This is a genomic window from Methylobacterium fujisawaense (assembly GCF_014138435.1).
GTDB classification, from domain to species: Bacteria; Pseudomonadota; Alphaproteobacteria; order Rhizobiales; family Beijerinckiaceae; genus Methylobacterium; species Methylobacterium fujisawaense.
In genome coordinates this window covers 149,995-166,482 of the sequence record NZ_JACJIM010000007.1, presented here as the reverse complement: position 1 = coordinate 166,482, position 16,488 = coordinate 149,995, and the positions used below count along the sequence as shown (strand labels likewise).

14 protein-coding genes are annotated in these 16,488 nt (G+C 69.9%); 8 read left to right on the top strand and 6 right to left on the bottom strand.

Features of this window, described 5'->3' with window-relative positions:
• Positions 1–5 precede the first annotated feature (5 nt).
• Both GGQ91_RS21815 and GGQ91_RS21810 read left to right on the top strand, forming a co-directional pair.
• Complete coding sequence (locus GGQ91_RS21815; RefSeq protein ID WP_043758984.1) at positions 6–3,155, top strand: efflux RND transporter permease subunit; 3,150 nt, start codon at positions 6–8, stop codon at positions 3,153–3,155.
• Between the two features lie 143 nt (positions 3,156–3,298).
• Positions 3,299–4,834: an efflux transporter outer membrane subunit gene (locus GGQ91_RS21810; RefSeq protein WP_182592829.1), complete on the top strand. Its 1,536-nt coding sequence runs from the start codon at positions 3,299–3,301 to the stop codon at positions 4,832–4,834.
• Positions 4,835–4,934: 100 nt separating this feature from the next.
• Here the strand turns inward: GGQ91_RS21810 and GGQ91_RS21805 are convergent, their stop codons facing one another.
• The 4 genes from GGQ91_RS21805 to GGQ91_RS21790 all read right to left on the bottom strand — a co-directional run bounded on the left by GGQ91_RS21805 (position 4,935) and on the right by GGQ91_RS21790 (position 9,205).
• Entirely contained in the window at positions 4,935–5,726 is a 792-nt protein-coding gene (locus tag GGQ91_RS21805; protein WP_043358075.1) for a flagellar hook basal-body protein, read from the bottom strand.
• A 211-nt stretch (positions 5,727–5,937) separates the two neighbouring features.
• Entirely contained in the window at positions 5,938–6,420 is a 483-nt protein-coding gene (locus GGQ91_RS21800; protein ID WP_043358066.1) for a secondary thiamine-phosphate synthase enzyme YjbQ, read from the bottom strand.
• A complete protein-coding gene (locus tag GGQ91_RS21795) occupies positions 6,417–8,150 on the bottom strand; it encodes a cisplatin damage response ATP-dependent DNA ligase (protein WP_043358064.1) in 1,734 nt (577 codons plus the stop codon). Before GGQ91_RS21795 ends, GGQ91_RS21800 begins: the two co-directional genes overlap by 4 nt.
• Positions 8,147–9,205: a ligase-associated DNA damage response exonuclease gene (locus GGQ91_RS21790; protein WP_182592828.1), complete on the bottom strand. Its 1,059-nt coding sequence runs from the start codon at positions 9,203–9,205 to the stop codon at positions 8,147–8,149. Before GGQ91_RS21790 ends, GGQ91_RS21795 begins: the two co-directional genes overlap by 4 nt.
• 68 nt (positions 9,206–9,273) lie before the next feature.
• Here GGQ91_RS21790 and GGQ91_RS21785 point away from each other — a divergent pair, with 68 nt between their 5' ends.
• Together GGQ91_RS21785 and GGQ91_RS21780 are read left to right on the top strand one after the other, a co-directional pair.
• A complete protein-coding gene (locus GGQ91_RS21785; protein ID WP_043358061.1) occupies positions 9,274–10,221 on the top strand; it encodes a methyltransferase domain-containing protein in 948 nt (315 codons plus the stop codon).
• A gap of 69 nt (positions 10,222–10,290) precedes the next feature.
• Positions 10,291–11,085: a YoaK family protein gene (locus GGQ91_RS21780; protein WP_043358073.1), complete on the top strand. Its 795-nt coding sequence runs from the start codon at positions 10,291–10,293 to the stop codon at positions 11,083–11,085.
• Between the two features lie 24 nt (positions 11,086–11,109).
• Here GGQ91_RS21780 and arfB read toward each other — a convergent pair whose 3' ends face one another.
• Both arfB and GGQ91_RS21770 read right to left on the bottom strand, forming a co-directional pair.
• Positions 11,110–11,541 carry an alternative ribosome rescue aminoacyl-tRNA hydrolase ArfB gene (arfB, locus tag GGQ91_RS21775; protein WP_182592827.1) on the bottom strand — a complete coding sequence of 144 codons (432 nt, stop codon included), beginning with the start codon at positions 11,539–11,541 and terminating at the stop codon, positions 11,110–11,112.
• A 169-nt stretch (positions 11,542–11,710) separates the two neighbouring features.
• Positions 11,711–12,007 carry a BolA family protein gene (locus GGQ91_RS21770; protein ID WP_043385118.1) on the bottom strand — a complete coding sequence of 99 codons (297 nt, stop codon included), beginning with the start codon at positions 12,005–12,007 and terminating at the stop codon, positions 11,711–11,713.
• A 109-nt stretch (positions 12,008–12,116) separates the two neighbouring features.
• Here GGQ91_RS21770 and GGQ91_RS21765 point away from each other — a divergent pair, with 109 nt between their 5' ends.
• From GGQ91_RS21765 to cobT, 4 genes are all read left to right on the top strand, one after another.
• Complete coding sequence (locus GGQ91_RS21765; RefSeq protein WP_043358056.1) at positions 12,117–12,743, top strand: J domain-containing protein; 627 nt, start codon at positions 12,117–12,119, stop codon at positions 12,741–12,743.
• A gap of 208 nt (positions 12,744–12,951) precedes the next feature.
• Positions 12,952–13,935 (top strand): cobaltochelatase subunit CobS, encoded by a 984-nt coding sequence (gene cobS / locus GGQ91_RS21760; protein ID WP_043358054.1) that lies wholly within the window; start codon positions 12,952–12,954, stop codon positions 13,933–13,935.
• Positions 13,936–13,952: 17 nt separating this feature from the next.
• Complete coding sequence (locus GGQ91_RS21755) at positions 13,953–14,447, top strand: DUF29 domain-containing protein (RefSeq protein ID WP_182592826.1); 495 nt, start codon at positions 13,953–13,955, stop codon at positions 14,445–14,447.
• Positions 14,448–14,452: 5 nt separating this feature from the next.
• A complete protein-coding gene (gene cobT / locus GGQ91_RS21750; protein ID WP_043385115.1) occupies positions 14,453–16,360 on the top strand; it encodes a cobaltochelatase subunit CobT in 1,908 nt (635 codons plus the stop codon).
• The last annotated feature ends 128 nt before the right edge of the window (positions 16,361–16,488 follow it).

The window sequence follows — 16,488 nt, the reverse complement described above, 5'->3', positions numbered from 1 at the left end:
GTCCGATGAACGCCCTGATCACCTTCTCGCTGCGCCAGCGCGTGCTGGTGGTGCTGCTGTTCGTCGTGATGCTCGGCGTCGGCTACGGCGCCTACACGCAGCTCAACATCGAGGCCTATCCAGACCCGGTCCCGCCGCTGGTCGACGTGATCACCCAGAACCCGGGCCAGTCCGCCGACGAGATCGAGCGCTACATCACCATCCCCCTGGAGGTGGCGCTCGCCGGCATCCCCAACGCCCAGGTCGTGCGGACGATCTCGCTGTTCGGCCTCTCGGACGTGAAGGTCCAGTTCAACTACGAATACACGTACGAGCAGGCGCTGCAGCGGGTGCTCAACCGCCTGTCGCAGGCGCCGACGCTGCCCAACGGAGCGACGCCGCAGATCTCGCCGACGAGCCCGGTGGGCGAGATCATGCGCTACAAGCTCGTCGGCCCGGCGGGCTACTCGCCCATGGACATGAAGACCCTGCAGGACTGGGTTCTGCAGCGCCGGTTCAAGGCGATCCCCGGCGTCGTGGACGTCACGGCCTTCGGCGGCAAGGCCAAGGAATACGAGGTCGCGGTCGACCTGAACCGACTCCAGGCCCAGGGCCTGACCCTGGTGCAGCTGACCAACGCGCTGAACAACGCCTCGATCAACGTCGGCGGCCAGACGCTGAACGTCGGCCAGCAATCGGCGGTGGTGCGCGGCATTGGCCTGATCCGCGACATGGACGACATCAAGGACACGATGATCAGCCTCGTCAACGGCACCCCGGTGCTGGTGCGGGACGTGGCGGAGGTGCGCGTGTCGAACGCCCCGCGCCTCGGCATCGTCGGCCACGACAACCAGCCCGACATCGTCGAGGGCATCGTGCTCATGACCCGCGGCGGCAAGAGCCTGCCGACGCTGGAACGGGTCGAGGCCGAGATCGACAAGATCAACAGCTCCACGATCCTGCCGCCCGACGTGAAGATCGAGCGGATCTACGACCGCTCGGGCCTGATCCACACCACCACCCACACGGTGATGCACAACCTCGTCTTCGGCGTGGTGCTGGTCTTCGTCGTGCAGTGGCTGTTCCTGGGCTCGCTCACCAGCGCGATCATCGTGGCGGCGACGATCCCGTTCGCCCTCGGCTTCGCGATCCTGATCCTGGTGGTGCGCGGCGATTCGGCGAACCTCCTGTCGCTGGGCGCTATCGATTTCGGTCTGATCGTCGACGCCACCGTGATCATGGTGGAGAACGTCTTCCGCCACATCGCCGAGCCCGACCACGTGAAGGGCGAGACGCCGCCCGACGGCCTGACGGGCCGGCTCGGCACCATCGCGGTCGCCGGGCGCGAGGTGAACCGGGCGATCTTCTTCTCGGCGACGATCATCATCGTCGGCTTCCTGCCGCTGTTCACGATGACCGGCGTCGAGGGCCACATCTTCGGCCCGATGGCCAAGACCTACGCGTACGCGCTGCTCGGCGGCCTGCTCGCCACCTTCACGGTCTCGCCTGCGCTCTCGGCCCTGATGCTGCCGAAGAAGCTCGAGGAGCGCGATACGCTCATCGTGCGGGTGCTGCGCGTCGGCCACGAACGCGCGCTGGCCTTCGGCCTGCGCAACCGCGTCCTGGCGCTTGCCGTGATGCTGGCGGTGCTGCTGGTCTCGGGGCTCACGGCCCGCAACCTCGGCCTCGAATTCCTGCCGCGGCTCGAGGAGGGCAATCTCTACGTGCGCGGGACGATGCCGGCCTCGATCTCGCTGGAGGCCGGCAACGCCTACGTCCAGCGCATGCGCAAGATCTTCCAGGAGGTCCCGGAGGTCACCACCGTCCTGTCGCACCAGGGCCGCCCGAACGACGGGACCGACGCCACGGGCTTCTTCAACGTCGAGATCCTGGCGCCGCTCAAGCCCATCGACCAGTGGCGCAAGGGCCTCGACAAGGAGACGCTGATCCAGGACCTGAGCAAGAAGCTGGAGGCGGAGTTTCCCGGCATCGAGTTCAACTTCTCGCAGTATATCGAGGACAACGTCCAGGAGGCCGCCTCGGGCGTGAAGGGCGAGAACTCGGTCAAGATCTACGGCAACGACCTCACCCAGCTCACCAAGACCGCCAATGCCGTGAAGGCAGCCCTCGCCAGCGTCCCGGGCGTCACCGACCTGTCGGTCTTCGAATCCCTCGGCCAGCCGACGGTGCGGATCGATGTCGACCGCCACAAGGCCGCCCGCTACGGCCTCTCGATCAGCGACGTGAACACCACCATCCAGGCGGCGATCGGCGGCCAGACCGCGGGCGACCTCTACGAGTACGGCTCGGACCGTCACTTCCCGATGCGGGTGCGGCTCGCCAAGGAGTACCGCTCGTCGCTGGCCGGCATCCGCAACATCGCGGTCGGTGCCCAGAACCCCAACGGCGGCGTCATCCAGGTGCCGCTCTCCGAGATCGCCGATGTCGACCTCGTCTCGGGGGCCTCGTTCATCTACCGCGAGGACCAGGAGCGCTACATCCCGGTGAAGTTCTCGGTGCGCGGCCGCGACCTCGGCAGCGCGGTGATCGAGGCGCAGCGCAAGGTCGCCGACGCGGTGGACCTGCCGCCGGGCTACCGGCTGGAATGGGTCGGGCAGTTCACCAACCTGAAGGAGGCGGCCACCCGGCTCAGCCTCGTGGTGCCGATCACGCTGCTGCTGATCGCGCTGCTCCTCTACATCAACTTCTCGTCGGTGGCCGACATGCTGCTGACCCTGTCGGTGATCCCGATGGCGATGATCGGCGGCATCTTCGCCCTGGCGCTGACCGGCACGCCGTTCTCGATCTCGGCGGCGATCGGCTTCATCGCGCTGTTCGGGATCTCGACCATGGAGGGCGTGATCCTGCTCGCCTACTACAACCAGCTGCTCGACGAAGGCTGGAAGCGGCAGGAGGCGGTCTGGCACGCCGCCGTGGTGCGCATGCGCCCGGTGATGATGACCTGCGTGGCGGCCTGCGTCGGCCTGCTGCCGGCGGCGGTCTCCACCGGCATCGGCTCGCAGGTGCAGAAGCCGCTGGCGCTCGTGGTGGTGGGCGGCATCATCCTGGCGCCGAACCTGATCCTCGTGGTCGTGCCGGTGCTGATCTCCCTGTTCTCCCGACGGCACCCGAACCCGGACGCACAGGCCCGGTCCGCGCATCGGGCCGCCGCGTGAGCCGGTTCACGACCGCACGGGCGGGGGCTCTGCCCGTTGCAGGGGCGCCACAACGGCATCCCCGCGGGCGCCAACAGGGGACAGTTGCATTGACTTGGATGCGGTCCGCGCCGCTCTACCGAGGTGGGGTTTTCGGGGGCGGGATGGTGGACTTTGCGCCGGGACGGTGCAGACGGGCAGCCGCTGTGCTGGCGGCCTCCCTGTGCCTGTCGGCCTGCGCGGTCGGCCCGAACTTCGTGCCGCCCGAGGACCCGCCGGTCGGCCGCTACACCAAGGAGCCGCTGCAGAATCCCTCCGCGGCCGACAAGATCCGGACCCGGCAGGGCGGCTCGGCCGACCAGAGCTTCGTCTCCGGCGCCGACATCCCCGGCCAGTGGTGGACCCTGTTCCATTCGAAGGCGCTGAACCGCCTCGTGGAGCAGGCCCTCGCCAACAACCCGACGCTGGAGGCCGCGCAGGCCTCCCTGCGGGTGGCGCAGCAGAACGTGCTGGCCCAGAAGGGCACGCTCTATCCGAGCCTGACCGCGACCCCGCAGATCCAGGGCGCCCAGGCGCCCGGCCTCGACCTGCAATCGCCCCTCAACAACCAGAACCAGTATCTCTACAGCCTCTCCACGCCGCAGGCGGTGGTCTCGTACAATCCGGATGTGTTCGGCGGGAACCGCCGGCAGATCGAGGCCCTGGAGGCCACCACCGAGAACCAGCGCTTCCAGCTGGAGGCGGCCTATCTGAGCCTGACCGCCAACGTGGTCGCCGCCGCGATCCAGGAGGCGTCCCTGCGGGCGCAGATCGACGCGACCCGCAAGGTGATCCAGGCGCAGACCGAGGTGCTGCAGCTCTACAACAAGCAGCTCTCCCTGGGGCAGATTGCCGGGGCCGACGTGGTGCAGCAGCAGGCGGCGCTGGCGCTGTCGCAGCAGCTGCTGCCTCCGCTGGAGAAGGCGCTCGCGCAGCAGCGCAACCTGCTCACCGCGCTGGCCGGGCGCCTGCCCTCGGACGAGGTCTCCGAGACCTTCGACCTCGCCGCCCTGCGCCTGCCGACGCGGCTCCCGGTGAGCCTGCCCTCGCGGCTCGTGCAGCAGCGGCCCGACGTGAAGGCGGCGGAGGCCCTGGTGCAGCAGGCGAGCGCCACGGTGGGCGTCGCGGTGGCGAACCGCCTGCCGCAATTCAGCCTGACCGCCACGGGCGGCTCCAGCGCCACCCGGATCGCTCAGGTCACAAGTCCGGGGGCGGCGTTCTTCACGATCATCGGGCAGGCGACGGCGCCGATCTTCGATGCCGGCACCCTGTTCCGGCGGCAGCGCGCCGCCGAGGAATCGCTGACGGTGGCGCAGGCGCAGTACAAGGCGACGGTGATCACCGCCTTCCAGAACGTCGCCGACGCGCTGCGGGCGCTCCAGGCCGACGCGAAGGCCGTGGCCGCCGCCGACGCGGCGGTGAGCGCCACGAACCAGAGCCTGGGGCTGATCCGCAAGCAATACACGGCGGGGGCGATCACCTCCTCGCAGGTGCTGATCGCCCAGCAGGGTTACCTCTCGGCGCTGGTCACCTCGGCCGCGGCGCGCGCCACGCAGTACGCCGACACCGCCGCCCTGTTCGTGGCCCTGGGCGGCGGCTGGTGGAACCGCGCCGACGTGGCGCCGCCCCCGCCCGAGAAGGACCCGCTGAAGTTCCTGTGACCGGTTGCCCCGTGTCGTGACCGACCGCGTCCTGACATTCGCCCCCGTCCCGGGGGCCACCCTGATCCTGGACGACCGCTCGGGCCGCCCCGCTACCGCGTCAGGTGTACATCGCGATGGCGTCCTGCAGCATCTGGTCGGTGGTGCTCATGACCTTGGTGTTGGCGGTATAGGCCTGCTGGGTCTCGATCATCTTCGAGAACTGATCCGAGATGCTGGCGTTCGACTGCTCCACGGAGCCGGCGGCGATGGTCGCGCCGTTGAGGCCGTAGCTCGGCGTGCCCGACTGACCCGTCGCCACGTAGGTCCCCCCGTCGAGGGAAGCGAGATTGTCCTGCAGTCCGAACTGCGCCAGCTGCAGCGAGCCGAGCGCCACGGAGCTGCCATCCGCGGCCGTGCCGGTGAGCGTGCCGGCCGGCGAGACCGTGAGGCTCGACAGGGTATTGGCGCCGGTGGGGACTTGGACGGGCGCGGTCGCCGACGGGCCGGCGAACAGGTAGTAGCCCGCACCGTTGCTGAGATAGCCGCTGGCGTCCGGAGCGAAGTCGCCGCGTCGCGTGTAGCCGGTATCCCCGGTGAAGCTCGGGCTCTGGGTCGTCCCGGTGTTCTTCCGGACGATGAAATAGCCGTTGCCCGAGATGGCGAGATTGGTCGATACGCCGGTCGACTGCACCGTACCCTGGATGTTCAGGCTGTTGCGCGTGCCCGGCGACACCCCGCCGGCCAGCTGTGTGCTGCGATCGGTCTCGGCCAGCATGTCGGCGAAGCTCGTCTCGGTGGACTTGAACCCCGCCGTCTGGGTGTTGGCGATGTTCCCCGAGATGTTGTTCAGGGCCAGCGACTGCGCCGAGGCGCCGGAAATCGAATTCGAGAGCGCGGTGAAAAGGCCCATCGGGGTCTCCATTCGCCGGAGCGGCACGGCTCCCGATCCGACGACGACCCATAGGCGTGCACTATGGTTAACCGACGGTGTGTTTACACATGTTGCTGAGCCGGCCCGGGGGCGTCGGGGGTAGCGGGGCGCCGCAATCCCGCCGCGCCGAGCCCGATCCGGTCGCACTGGCCCGGGTCGCTTCGCTCCACCTGCGGCGACCGTGGAGGCGTCAGGCCCCGAGGGCGCTCAGCACGATCTCCCGCCGATGCGGCCGGTCGCGGTGCTCGATCAGGTAGATCCCCTGCCACGTGCCGAGCGCCAGCGTTCCGTCGACCAGCGGGATGGTGAGGGCCGAATCGGTGACCAGGGTGCGGATATGGGCCGGCATGTCGTCCGGTCCCTCGGCGCCGTGGACGTAGCCGGCCTGCCGCGGCGCGAACCCGTCCAGCGCGGTCATCAGGTCGGTCTGGACGTCGGGGTCGGCATTCTCCTGGATGGTGAGCGAGGCCGAGGTGTGCCGGCAGAACACCGTGACGAGACCGTCCCGGATGCCGCTGCCGCGCACGAAGGCCGCCACCGCGGCGGTGAAATCCGTGAAGCCCGGCCCCGCGGTTGCGATGGTGAGGCGCCCGCTCGCGTGGCGCTCAACGGCGCCGGAGGCCAGCGCCTCGACCGGACCGATCGTGCCGGCCCTGGTGTTTCCCCGTCTCATCCGGTCTCCTCCATCAGGGTCGCCCCCGGCGCGATCTCGCGCTCGCCGCGAGCGAGGATCCGTTCCAGCACGTCGATCCGGTCGGCCTCGGCGGGCGGCTTGTCCCAGCGGATGCGGCTGACCCGGGGGAAGCGCATCGCCACCCCCGATTTGTGCCGGGTCGAACGCTGGACGCCCTCGAAGGCGATCTCCAGCACCAGCCCGGCGTCGCGTCCATGGGCGACCTCGCGCACCGGGCCGAAGCGCTTGGTGGTGTTGTTGCGGACGTAGCGGTCGAGCTTGGCGAGTTCCGCGTCGGTGAAGCCGTGATAGGCCTTGCCCACCGGCACCAGCTCGTCGCCGCCCTCGGGCGCCGCCCGCCAGACCCCGAACGTGTAGTCCGAGTAGAAGGACGAGCGCTTCCCGTGCCCGCGCTGGGCGTACATCATCACGGCGTCGACGATGTGCGGCTCGCGCTTCCACTTCCACCACGGTCCCTTGGGACGGCCCGGCAGGTAGGGGCTGTTCCGGCGCTTGAGCATCACGCCCTCGATGGCGTCGGCATCCTCGCCCGCCCCCACCGAGGCCGGATCCGCCCGGGCGGCTGCCAGCGCCGCCCAATCCGCGAAGGGCACACGGGGCGAGATGTCGATCCGCGCGTGGTCGAGGCGGGTGACCAGCGCCTCCAGCTTCTCCCGCCGGGCCTCGAAGGGTTCGGCCCGCAGGTCCTCGCCCGCGAGGGTGAGGAGGTCGTAGGCCCGGACATGGGCGGGAAACTCCTCCAGGAGCTTGGCCGTCACCGCCTTCCGGTTCAGGCGCTGCTGGAGGACGTTGAAGCTCTGCACGCGCCGCTCGCGCAGGATCAGCAATTCGCCGTCGATCGCCCCCGTGAAGGTGATGGCCTCGGCGAGATCCGGGAACGCCCCGGTGATGTCCTCGCCGGTGCGGGAATAGACCTTTCCGACTTGCTGACCCGCCCGGTCGGGGCCGCCGACGAGCTGGACGCGGATGCCGTCCCACTTCCACTCGGCCGAGAAGGCCTCGGGCTCCAGCTTCTCGAGGTCGGCCTCCTCCTCGATCGGGTGCGACAGCATCGGCGGCCGGAACGGGGCGGGATTCAGGGTCTCGGGCCGCTCGGCCCGGCCCTCGACCCAGGCGAACAGGGTCGCGAAGGGCGGGGTCAGCCCGTGCCAGACCTCCTCCACGGCATCGGCCTCGTGGCCGCCCAAGGCGCCGACGGCCGTCTTGGCGAGCCGCGCCGAGACGCCGACCCGCAGGTTGCCGGTGACGAGCTTCAGGAGCGCCCAGCGCCCGGTCTCGTCGAGGGCATCGAGCCAGCCGGCGAGGTGACGGGAGAGCTCGCGCTTGGGGATCGTGCTGAGCGTCTCGACGACTTCGGCCAGACTCGGTGGCGGCGGGTTGTTGTGGCCGATCCCGGCGGCCCCATCCCCTCCCGCCTCTGCGGGGGGGGAGAGAGATGGGACGGGCCAGATCAGCGCCGTCGTCTCGGCGAGATCCCCGACGTAGTTATGCGACAGCCGGAACAGGACCGGGTCGATCCGCTCCTCGACGAGTCCGCGGATCAGCGCCGGCTTGGCCTCGCGGAAGCTCAGCGTGCCGGTCATGGCGCCGAGCGCGTAGCCGCGTTCAGGATCGGGGGTGCGCGAAAAGTAGTCCTGCAGCATCCGCAACTTGGCGTTGCGGCGCGGCTCGTAGGCGAGGCGGTCGAGGAGGTGGGCGAATGCGTTCACGCCGCCGCCTCCGTCCCGGAGCCGGCCTCGACGGAGCCCGGCTCGGCCTCGCCGTCATCGCCGTAGCCGAGCAGGTGGAGGGGCTTGGCCTTGATGCCCTGCGTCCCGCACCAATGGACCAGCGCATCCTCCTGACCGTGCGTGACCCAGACCTCGCCGGCACCGGTGTCGCGGATGGTGCGGCACAGGTCCGGCCAGTCGGAATGGTCGGAGATCACCAGCGGCAGCTCGACGCCCTTCTGGCGGGCGCGGGCGCGCACCCGCATCCAGCCCGAGGCGAAGCAGGTCACGGGATCGGGGAACTTCCGGGACCACAGATCCTGGATCGACGAGGGTGGGCAGATCACGATCGCCCCCTGCAGGTCCTTGCGCTCGGCAGCCACGACCTTGGGCGTGTCGCCCAGCGGCACCCCCTCCTCCTTGTACAGCGTCGTCAATTTCTCCATGGCGCCGTGCAGGTGGATCGGGCGGTCCCAGCCCTCCTCCCGGAGAAGCGCCATCACCCGCTGCGCCTTGCCAAGCGCGTAGGCGCCGACGATGTGGGCGCGTTCGGTAAAAAGCCGCGCCGAGTCGAGGAGCTTGCGGACCTCGCCCCGCGTGTCGGGATGCGTGAAGACCGGCAAGCCGAAGGTCGCCTCGGTGATGAACACGTCGCAGGGTACCACCTCGAAGGGCAGGCAGGTCGGATCCGGCGCCCGCTTGTAGTCGCCCGAGACCACGACCCGGACCCCGTCCCGTTCGATGGCGATCTGCGCCGAGCCGAGCACGTGGCCCGCCGGCGCGAAGCGCACGGTGACGTCGCCGACGCGGAGCGCCGCACCGAGCGGCGCCTCCTGCCGCTGGCGGCAGAACTCCGCGCCGTAGCGCACCGCCATGATCCGCAGGGTCTCGGGCGTCGCCAGAACCTGTCCGTGGCCGGCGCGGGCATGGTCGGCGTGCCCGTGGGTGATCAGCGCGCGCTCCACCGGCCAGGTCGGATCGACGTGGAAGCGCCCGAGCGGGCAATAGAGACCCTCGCGGGTCAGGGTGAGGAGATCGCTGGCGCGTATCGGCATCGGGTCCGTGCAGCCGGTGGAGTCCGCCGGTGGCCCCGATATATAGGCGCCCCCGACCCGGCAGACGCATGGCCTCGCAGCTCAGTTCCGGCGACCTCCTCGCCGATCGCCGCTATCGCTACGCGGAGGCCTGCTTGGCCGACGGCGACCATGCGGGCGCCGCCGACCTCGCCGAGCAGGTCCTGGACCTTGCTCCGCGCTACGCGCCCGCCTGGCTCCTGCTGGGCCGGGCGCGGGAGGGGCTGGCGGCCTCCGGCGCCGATCCGGCCCTGCGTGCCGCGGCGGCACGGGCCTATGCCAGCGCCCTCGAGATCGATCCGGAGGACAGGCTGGGCGTGCGCACGCATCTCGTCCGCCTGGGTGTCGGCGACGGCCTCCCGGTCCTGTCGCCCGCCTATGTCCGGGCTCTGTTCGACGACTACGCGCCGCGTTTCGAGCACCACCTCGTGGAGGGCCTGGGCTATGTCGGCCCGCAACGCGTCCGCGACGCCCTGCCGGGCGTCCCGGAGCGCTTCCCGGTCGCGCTCGATCTCGGCTGCGGCACGGGGCTGATGGGCACCGTTCTGCGCGACCGGGTCGATCATCTCACCGGGATCGACCTCTCCCCCGGGATGCTGGCAATGGCGCGGGCCAAGACGTGGCGGGATCGGCCGCTCTACGACCGCCTGATCGAAGGCGACCTCTCCGCCGCCCTGGCGGACCTGCCGGAGGCCTGCGCCGATCTCTGCCTCGCCGCGGACGTCCTGATCTACGTGGCGGACCTCGCCGCGTTCCTGACGGGGATCGGCCGGGTCCTGCGACCGGGCGGGCTCGGCGCCGTCACGGTGCAATCCCACGACGGTGCCGGCTCGGTCCTGGGCAAGGACGGACGCTATGCCCATGCCGATGCCCACATCGCGGCGACGGCCGCCGGCGCCGGACTGGAGATCCTGACTCTGCGTCCCGCCCACATCCGGCGCGAGGGTGGGCGGCCGGTGCCGGGGCGCGTCGTTGTGCTGCGCCGCACATCGGCATGAAACCGCTTGGCTCTTCGTCCATTGTTTGTCGGCCGCGAATGGGCGCGGCCGCTCGATCGGGGGATCAGCATGGCGGATTACGGAAACAGGACAGGCCGCGCGACACCGGAGCGGAAGCCAGAACCGCCGGCCGACAAGTCCTTTCCGGCCGATCCGCGAACCCGCATCCCGTTCGCGATCGCGTTGGCCGCGCTCGCGGGCTGCGCCGATTCCATCGGCTTCCTGGAATTCTCGCAGCTGTTCATGTCGTTCATGTCGGGCAACACCACCCGCTTCGGCGTGGCGGTGGCCAATGGCGACTGGGAGAACGTCACCCGCGTCGCCAGCACCATCTGCATGTTCTGCTTCGGCGCCTTCCTGGGGACTTTGATCGCCGCCTGGGTCGGGCGCTGGCGCCTCGCCGTGCTGCTGACGCTCCAGGCCCTGCTGCTCGCCGGCGGCCTGCTGATGCCGTGGGGCACCTTCGCCTATCCGCTGCACGCCTATCCCATCGTCCTGGCGCTGGGCCTTCAGAACGCGACGCTGCAGGACGAGGGCGGCCGCTCCCTGGCGCTCACCTACGTCACCGGCGCCGTGGTGCGTTTCGGCACCGGCTGCGCCAACCTGCTGCTCGGCACGGTGGCGCCCTCCTTCTGGATCCAGGCGCCGCTCTGGGCCGGTCTCAGCACCGGCGCGGTGGTGGGCGGCCTGCTCGACATCCGCTACGGCGAATCGGCCTTCCTGTTCCCGGCGGCGCTCGCCGCCATCCTGGCGCTGATCGCGATCGTGCTGACCATCGCCAAGCCGGGCAGCACGCTGGTGGCGGGCTCCTCTCCGGCGCCCGACGCCAGCCCGAAGGCCGAGGTCATCGACGCCATCCACTGAGATCCCACCGGGGCGGGCGCGGGATCAGCCGTCGGAATCCCGGTAGCTGCCCCGGCCCTGCTTGATCACGGCACGGCTCTTCTTGGCGACGATCCGCCGTTCCTTGGAGCCCTTCGTGGGCTTCGTCGCCCGGCGGATCGGGGGCGGCGGCTTGGCGGCCTCGGCCACGAGGTCGACGAGGCGCTGCAGGATCTCGGCCCTGTTGCGCTCCTGCGTCCGGTGCCGCTGCCCGATGAGGACCAGGACGCCGTCCTTGGTCATGCGCCGCCCCGCGAGCCGCACCACGTTCGCCTTCACGCGGTCATCCACGGAGGGCGAATTCAGGACCGGCCAGCGGAGCTGGACCGCCGTCTCGACCTTGTTGACGTTCTGGCCGCCCGCGCCCGAAGCACGCATGAAGGACAAGGTGATCTCGTCCTCCGCGATGGCGATGCGCGGCGTCACCCGCAGGGACATGGCGGCCTCTCCGACAGGATCGTCAACGGCCGCCGCGCCCGCGTATCGGGCGCGGGGCGGAGGATGCAGAGGGGTATCCCCATAACCACATTCCCCTCAATCCGCTGCCCCGCCCACGCCACCGACCCGGGCGGACCGAGGGCTGCCCGCGGGCGGCCGCGCGGCCGGGTCAGGCGGCCTCGGCCGGCGTGCGGGCGCGCACGGCGAGGGCGTGGAGACCGCGCTTGAACGCATCGTCCAGGACTGCGTTCACCAAGCGGTGTCGCTCCACGCGGCTCTTGCCCTCGAACGCCGACGCGACGATGTCGAGCCGGTAGTGGGTCTCGCCCCCCGGCCGTGCCCCCGCATGACCGGCATGCAGATGCGACTCGTCGATCACGTCGAGGCGCGCCGGCGCGAGTTGCTCCCGCAGCCGCGTCTCCATCCAGTCCCGCAGGGTGCCCCCCGCGCCCGCACCATCCGTCATCCTGCCCTCGCGTCGCGTTCGTGGGCTGCCGTCAAGCCCGATCCCGCGCATGCGTCATCAGGCCCGGTGCCCTTGTGTCTCAGGTCTGCCCCCTCATAATCGGCCCGTCATGGATCTCAACTCGCGCCTGTTCGACAGCATCCGGATCAAACCGTCCTGCGACGAGCCGAAAGCCGCGGCCGAGGGCGTCTGCGAGAGTCCGGGCTGCACCCATCCGGGTCTGTACCGGGCGCCCAAGGGCCGGAAGGCGGAGGGCCAGTACTGGCGCTTCTGCATGGACCACGTCCGCGCCTACAACGCGACCTACAACTACTTCGACGGCATGAACGATGCCGCCGTCCAGGCCTATCAGAAGGACGCGATCATCGGGCATCGCCCGACCTGGGCGATGGGCGTGAACCGGACCGGCCAGGCGAAACCGGCGGACGAGCCGGCCCGCGACTGGGCCTATGTCGATCCGCTGGGCATCCTGCGCGGCGAGGGCGTCGGCGATGCCCGCCGGCGCGCGCGTCAGCCCGAGGAGCCGCGCAAGCCCCGCCACTCGGCCACGGTCCGCCGGGCCCTCGACGTGATGGGCCTTGAGGAAGGCGCGGATTCGGCCGCCATCAAGGCGCAGTACAAGATCCTGGTGAAGCGCTTCCACCCCGACGCCAACGGCGGCGACCGGTCGTTCGAGGAGCGGCTGCGCGACATCATTCGGGCTCACGACGTGCTGCGTGGGGCCGGACTCTGCTGACCGGCACGAACCCTGCACGCCGGTTCGCATCCGGGATAGGGCAATCCGCACGGCGCGACCCTATATGGGGTCGATGCCGGTCGGTGGCGCCCGGGCGCGTCGCCGTCTAAGGATGGCTTCGCCCCGCCGCGGAGGCCCGGCTCGACGTCCTTTCGCGCGGATGTTCCACTGCTAGGGAGTGGAGCGACCGCGCCTCACGAGGTTCCGAATGCTCTCTGACGATACGCCCGCCGCGCTGCCCGACCGCACCGTCTCCGTCCGCGATGTCTTCGGCATCGACCTCGACCTCAAGGTCCCGGCCTATGCCGAGCCCGAGGAGCACGTGCCGGATCTCGATCCGGACTACATCTTCGACCGGGAGACGACGCTCGCGATCCTGGCGGGCTTCGCGCGCAACCGCCGCGTGATGGTCACCGGCTATCACGGTACCGGCAAATCGACCCATATCGAGCAGGTGGCCGCCCGGCTGAACTGGCCGTGCATCCGCATCAACCTCGACAGCCACGTCTCGCGCATCGACCTCGTCGGCAAGGACGCCATCGTCCTGAAGGACGGCAAGCAGGTCACCGCCTTTCAGGACGGCATCCTGCCCTGGGCGCTGCAGAACAACGTGGCCCTCGTGTTCGATGAGTACGATGCCGGCCGCCCGGACGTGATGTTCGTGATCCAGCGCGTGCTGGAACTCTCGGGCCGCCTGACGCTCCTCGATCAGAAGCGCGTGATCCGCCCGCACCCGGCCTTCCGGCTGTTCGCCACGGCCAACACCGTGGGACTGGGGGACACCTCGGGCCTCTATCACGGCACCCAGCAGATCAACCAGGGTCAGATGGACCGCTGGTCGATCGTCACGACGCTGAACTATCTGCCCCACGACCGCGAGGTCGACATCGTGCTCTCGAAGGCCACGCATTACCGGAGCGACCAGGGCCGCGACATCGTCAACCGGATGGTTCGGGTGGCGGATCTCACGCGCAACGCCTTCATGAACGGCGATCTGTCCACCGTCATGAGCCCGCGCACGGTGATCACCTGGGCCGAGAACGCCGACATCTTCAAGGATATCGGCTTCGCCTTCCGGGTGACCTTCCTGAACAAGTGCGACGAGCTGGAGCGGACCCTGGTGGCCGAGTTCTACCAGCGCGCCTTCGGCAAGGAGCTGCCCGAGAGCGCGGTGAACGTCGCGCTGAGCTGATCTGCATGGAGGACGCGATGGCGCATCCGGCCCCGACCCGCGAGGACGCTCCGGCGGCTCCGCATGCCGAGGGGCGGACGCGCTACGCGGATGATCTCTATAGCTGGGTTCAGGAGCAGGTGGCGTTGCTCCGCGCCGGCCGGGTGGACGCCCTCGACCTCGACAACATCGCCGAGGAGCTGAGCGACGTGGGCTTGAGCGAATATCACCGGCTCACCAGCGCTGTGGAGATCGTCCTGCTCCACATGCTGAAATGGGATCACCAGCCGGAACGTCGCAGCCGCAGCTGGACGCTCAGCATCGCCGAGCACCGTGAGCGCATCCTGATCCCGCTGCGGAAGAGCCCCGGGTTGAGATCCAGCCTGGACGAGGCGCAGCGCGACGGGTTCCGCCTCGGTCGCCTCGGGGCGGCCCGGCAGATGAGGCGCTCGCCCAAAACCCTGCCCGCGGAGTGTCCCTACAGCTGGGACGACATCCTGAATCGCCCCTTCGAAGTCGACGTCGACCGGTAGCCCGCATGTCCATCTCCAACCGCAAGCCCGGCGAGCGCCGCGAACCCGTGGCCGAGCCCCTGAAGCGCTCGGTGGCCGGCTGCCTGCGCGCCATCGCCCGGCGCTCTGAGGTCGAGGTCACCTACGCCACCGACCGGCCGGCGCTCACCGGCGACAAGGCCCGGCTGCCCGAGCCGCCGCGCAAGCTCTCGGCGCAGGACGTCGCAGTGCTGCGCGGCAATGCCGACGCCATGGCGCTGCGGCTCGGCTGCCACGACGTCGCCGTCCATCGCCGCCTCGCCCCCGAGAACGCCGCCGCCCGGGCAGTCTACGACGCGGTCGAGCAGGCCCGGGTCGAGGCGATCGGCTCGCGCCGGATGGCGGGCGTCGCCAGCAACATCTCGGCGATGCTGGAGGACCGCTACCACCGCGGCGGCAAGTACGAGACCATCACCGACCGGGCCGACGCCCCCATGGAGGACGCGGTCGCCCTGATGGTGCGCGAGCGCCTGACCGGCCAGAAGCCGCCCGAGGCTGCCACCAAGATCGTCGAACTGTGGCGCGAGCATATCGAGTCCAAGGCCGGCCCGAATCTCGACGGGCTGATCGGCTCGATCGAGGACCAGCGCAAGTTCGCCCGCTCGGTGCGCGATCTCCTCACCTCCCTCGACATGTCGGACGAGACGCCGTTCGACGCCGAGGATGACGAGAACGACGACGAGAACGACGCCCAGGACGAGGAGCAGAACCCGAGCGAGGGCGATTCGGAGGAGAAGAGCCAGGGCGAGCGCGCCGAGATCGAGACCTCCGAGGAAGCCTCCGACGAGATCGAGGACGGCGCCCAGGAATCCGCCGATGCGCCCTCGGGCGAGCTGCCCGAGGAGGCGGAGGATGCGGAATCCGAGGAGGCCTCGGAGGCCTCGCGGCCGCCCCAGCGGCAGGGCAACGAGGCGCGTGGACCCGAATACCGGGTGTTCAACCCCCGGTTCGACGAGGTCATCCACGCCGAGGAGCTGTGCGACGCCGACGAGCTGGCGCGCCTGCGCTCCTACCTCGACAAGCAGCTCTCCCATCTGCAGGGGGTGGTCGGCCGCCTCGCCAACCGGCTTCAGCGCCGCCTCCTCGCCCAACAGAACCGCGCCTGGGACTTCGACCTGGAAGAAGGTCAGCTCGATCCGGCGCGGCTCGTGCGCGTGGTCATCGATCCCTACCAGCCCCTCTCCTTCAAGCAGGAGAAGGATACGAACTTCCGCGACACGGTCGTCACGCTGCTCCTCGACAATTCCGGGTCGATGCGCGGCCGGCCGATCACCGTGGCGGCGACCTGCGCCGACATCCTGGCGCGGACACTGGAGCGCTGCGGCGTGAAAGTGGAGATCCTGGGCTTCACCACCCGGGCCTGGAAGGGCGGCCAGAGCCGCGAGGCGTGGCTCGCCGCCGGCAAGCCGCCGAATCCCGGCCGCCTGAACGACCTGCGCCACATCGTCTACAAATCGGCCGACGCCCCCTGGCGGCGGGCGCGCAAGAACCTCGGCCTGATGATGCGCGAAGGTCTGCTCAAGGAAAATATCGACGGCGAGGCGCTGGATTGGGCGCACAAGCGCCTGCTCGGCCGGCCGGAACAGCGCAAGATTCTGATGGTGATCTCGGACGGCGCGCCGGTGGACGATTCGACTCTGTCGGTCAATGCCGGCAACTACCTCGAACGGCACCTGCGCTGGATGATCGAGGAGATCGAGACGCGCTCGCCGGTGGAACTGCTCGCCATCGGCATCGGCCACGACGTGACGCGGTACTACCGCCGCGCCGTGACGATCATCGACGCCGAGGAACTCGGCGGGGCAATGACCGAGAAGCTCGCGGAGCTGTTCGAAGAGAACGGCACGCCGGCACCGACCGGCCGGATGCTGCGCGCGGCGGGCGGGCGGCGCTGACCGTCCGCGGGCCTTCTTCGGCCTCGAGGCCCATCCGCTCCGGCCTCTCATCCTGAGATGCCGGAGCGCCGCGGAGGCCGCGAAGGAAACCTCCGTCAGGCCGCCCGATCCCTGGAGCCCTCCTTGGC

What these genes read in the sequence shown, in the direction of transcription:
- GGQ91_RS21815 (WP_043758984.1), top strand. Translation starts at nt 6, where the DNA reads ATGAACGCCCTGATCACCTTCTCGCTGCGCCAGCGCGTGCTGGTGGTG.
- GGQ91_RS21810 (WP_182592829.1), top strand. Translation starts at nt 3,299, where the DNA reads ATGGTGGACTTTGCGCCGGGACGGTGCAGACGGGCAGCCGCTGTGCTG.
- GGQ91_RS21805 (WP_043358075.1), bottom strand. Translation starts at nt 5,726, where the DNA reads ATGGGCCTTTTCACCGCGCTCTCGAATTCGATTTCCGGCGCCTCGGCG.
- GGQ91_RS21800 (WP_043358066.1), bottom strand. Translation starts at nt 6,420, where the DNA reads ATGAGACGGGGAAACACCAGGGCCGGCACGATCGGTCCGGTCGAGGCG.
- GGQ91_RS21790 (WP_182592828.1), bottom strand. Translation starts at nt 9,205, where the DNA reads ATGCCGATACGCGCCAGCGATCTCCTCACCCTGACCCGCGAGGGTCTC.
- GGQ91_RS21785 (WP_043358061.1), top strand. Translation starts at nt 9,274, where the DNA reads ATGGCCTCGCAGCTCAGTTCCGGCGACCTCCTCGCCGATCGCCGCTAT.
- GGQ91_RS21780 (WP_043358073.1), top strand. Translation starts at nt 10,291, where the DNA reads ATGGCGGATTACGGAAACAGGACAGGCCGCGCGACACCGGAGCGGAAG.
- arfB (WP_182592827.1), bottom strand. Translation starts at nt 11,541, where the DNA reads ATGTCCCTGCGGGTGACGCCGCGCATCGCCATCGCGGAGGACGAGATC.
- GGQ91_RS21770 (WP_043385118.1), bottom strand. Translation starts at nt 12,007, where the DNA reads ATGACGGATGGTGCGGGCGCGGGGGGCACCCTGCGGGACTGGATGGAG.
- GGQ91_RS21765 (WP_043358056.1), top strand. Translation starts at nt 12,117, where the DNA reads ATGGATCTCAACTCGCGCCTGTTCGACAGCATCCGGATCAAACCGTCC.
- cobS (WP_043358054.1), top strand. Translation starts at nt 12,952, where the DNA reads ATGCTCTCTGACGATACGCCCGCCGCGCTGCCCGACCGCACCGTCTCC.
- GGQ91_RS21755 (WP_182592826.1), top strand. Translation starts at nt 13,953, where the DNA reads ATGGCGCATCCGGCCCCGACCCGCGAGGACGCTCCGGCGGCTCCGCAT.
- cobT (WP_043385115.1), top strand. Translation starts at nt 14,453, where the DNA reads ATGTCCATCTCCAACCGCAAGCCCGGCGAGCGCCGCGAACCCGTGGCC.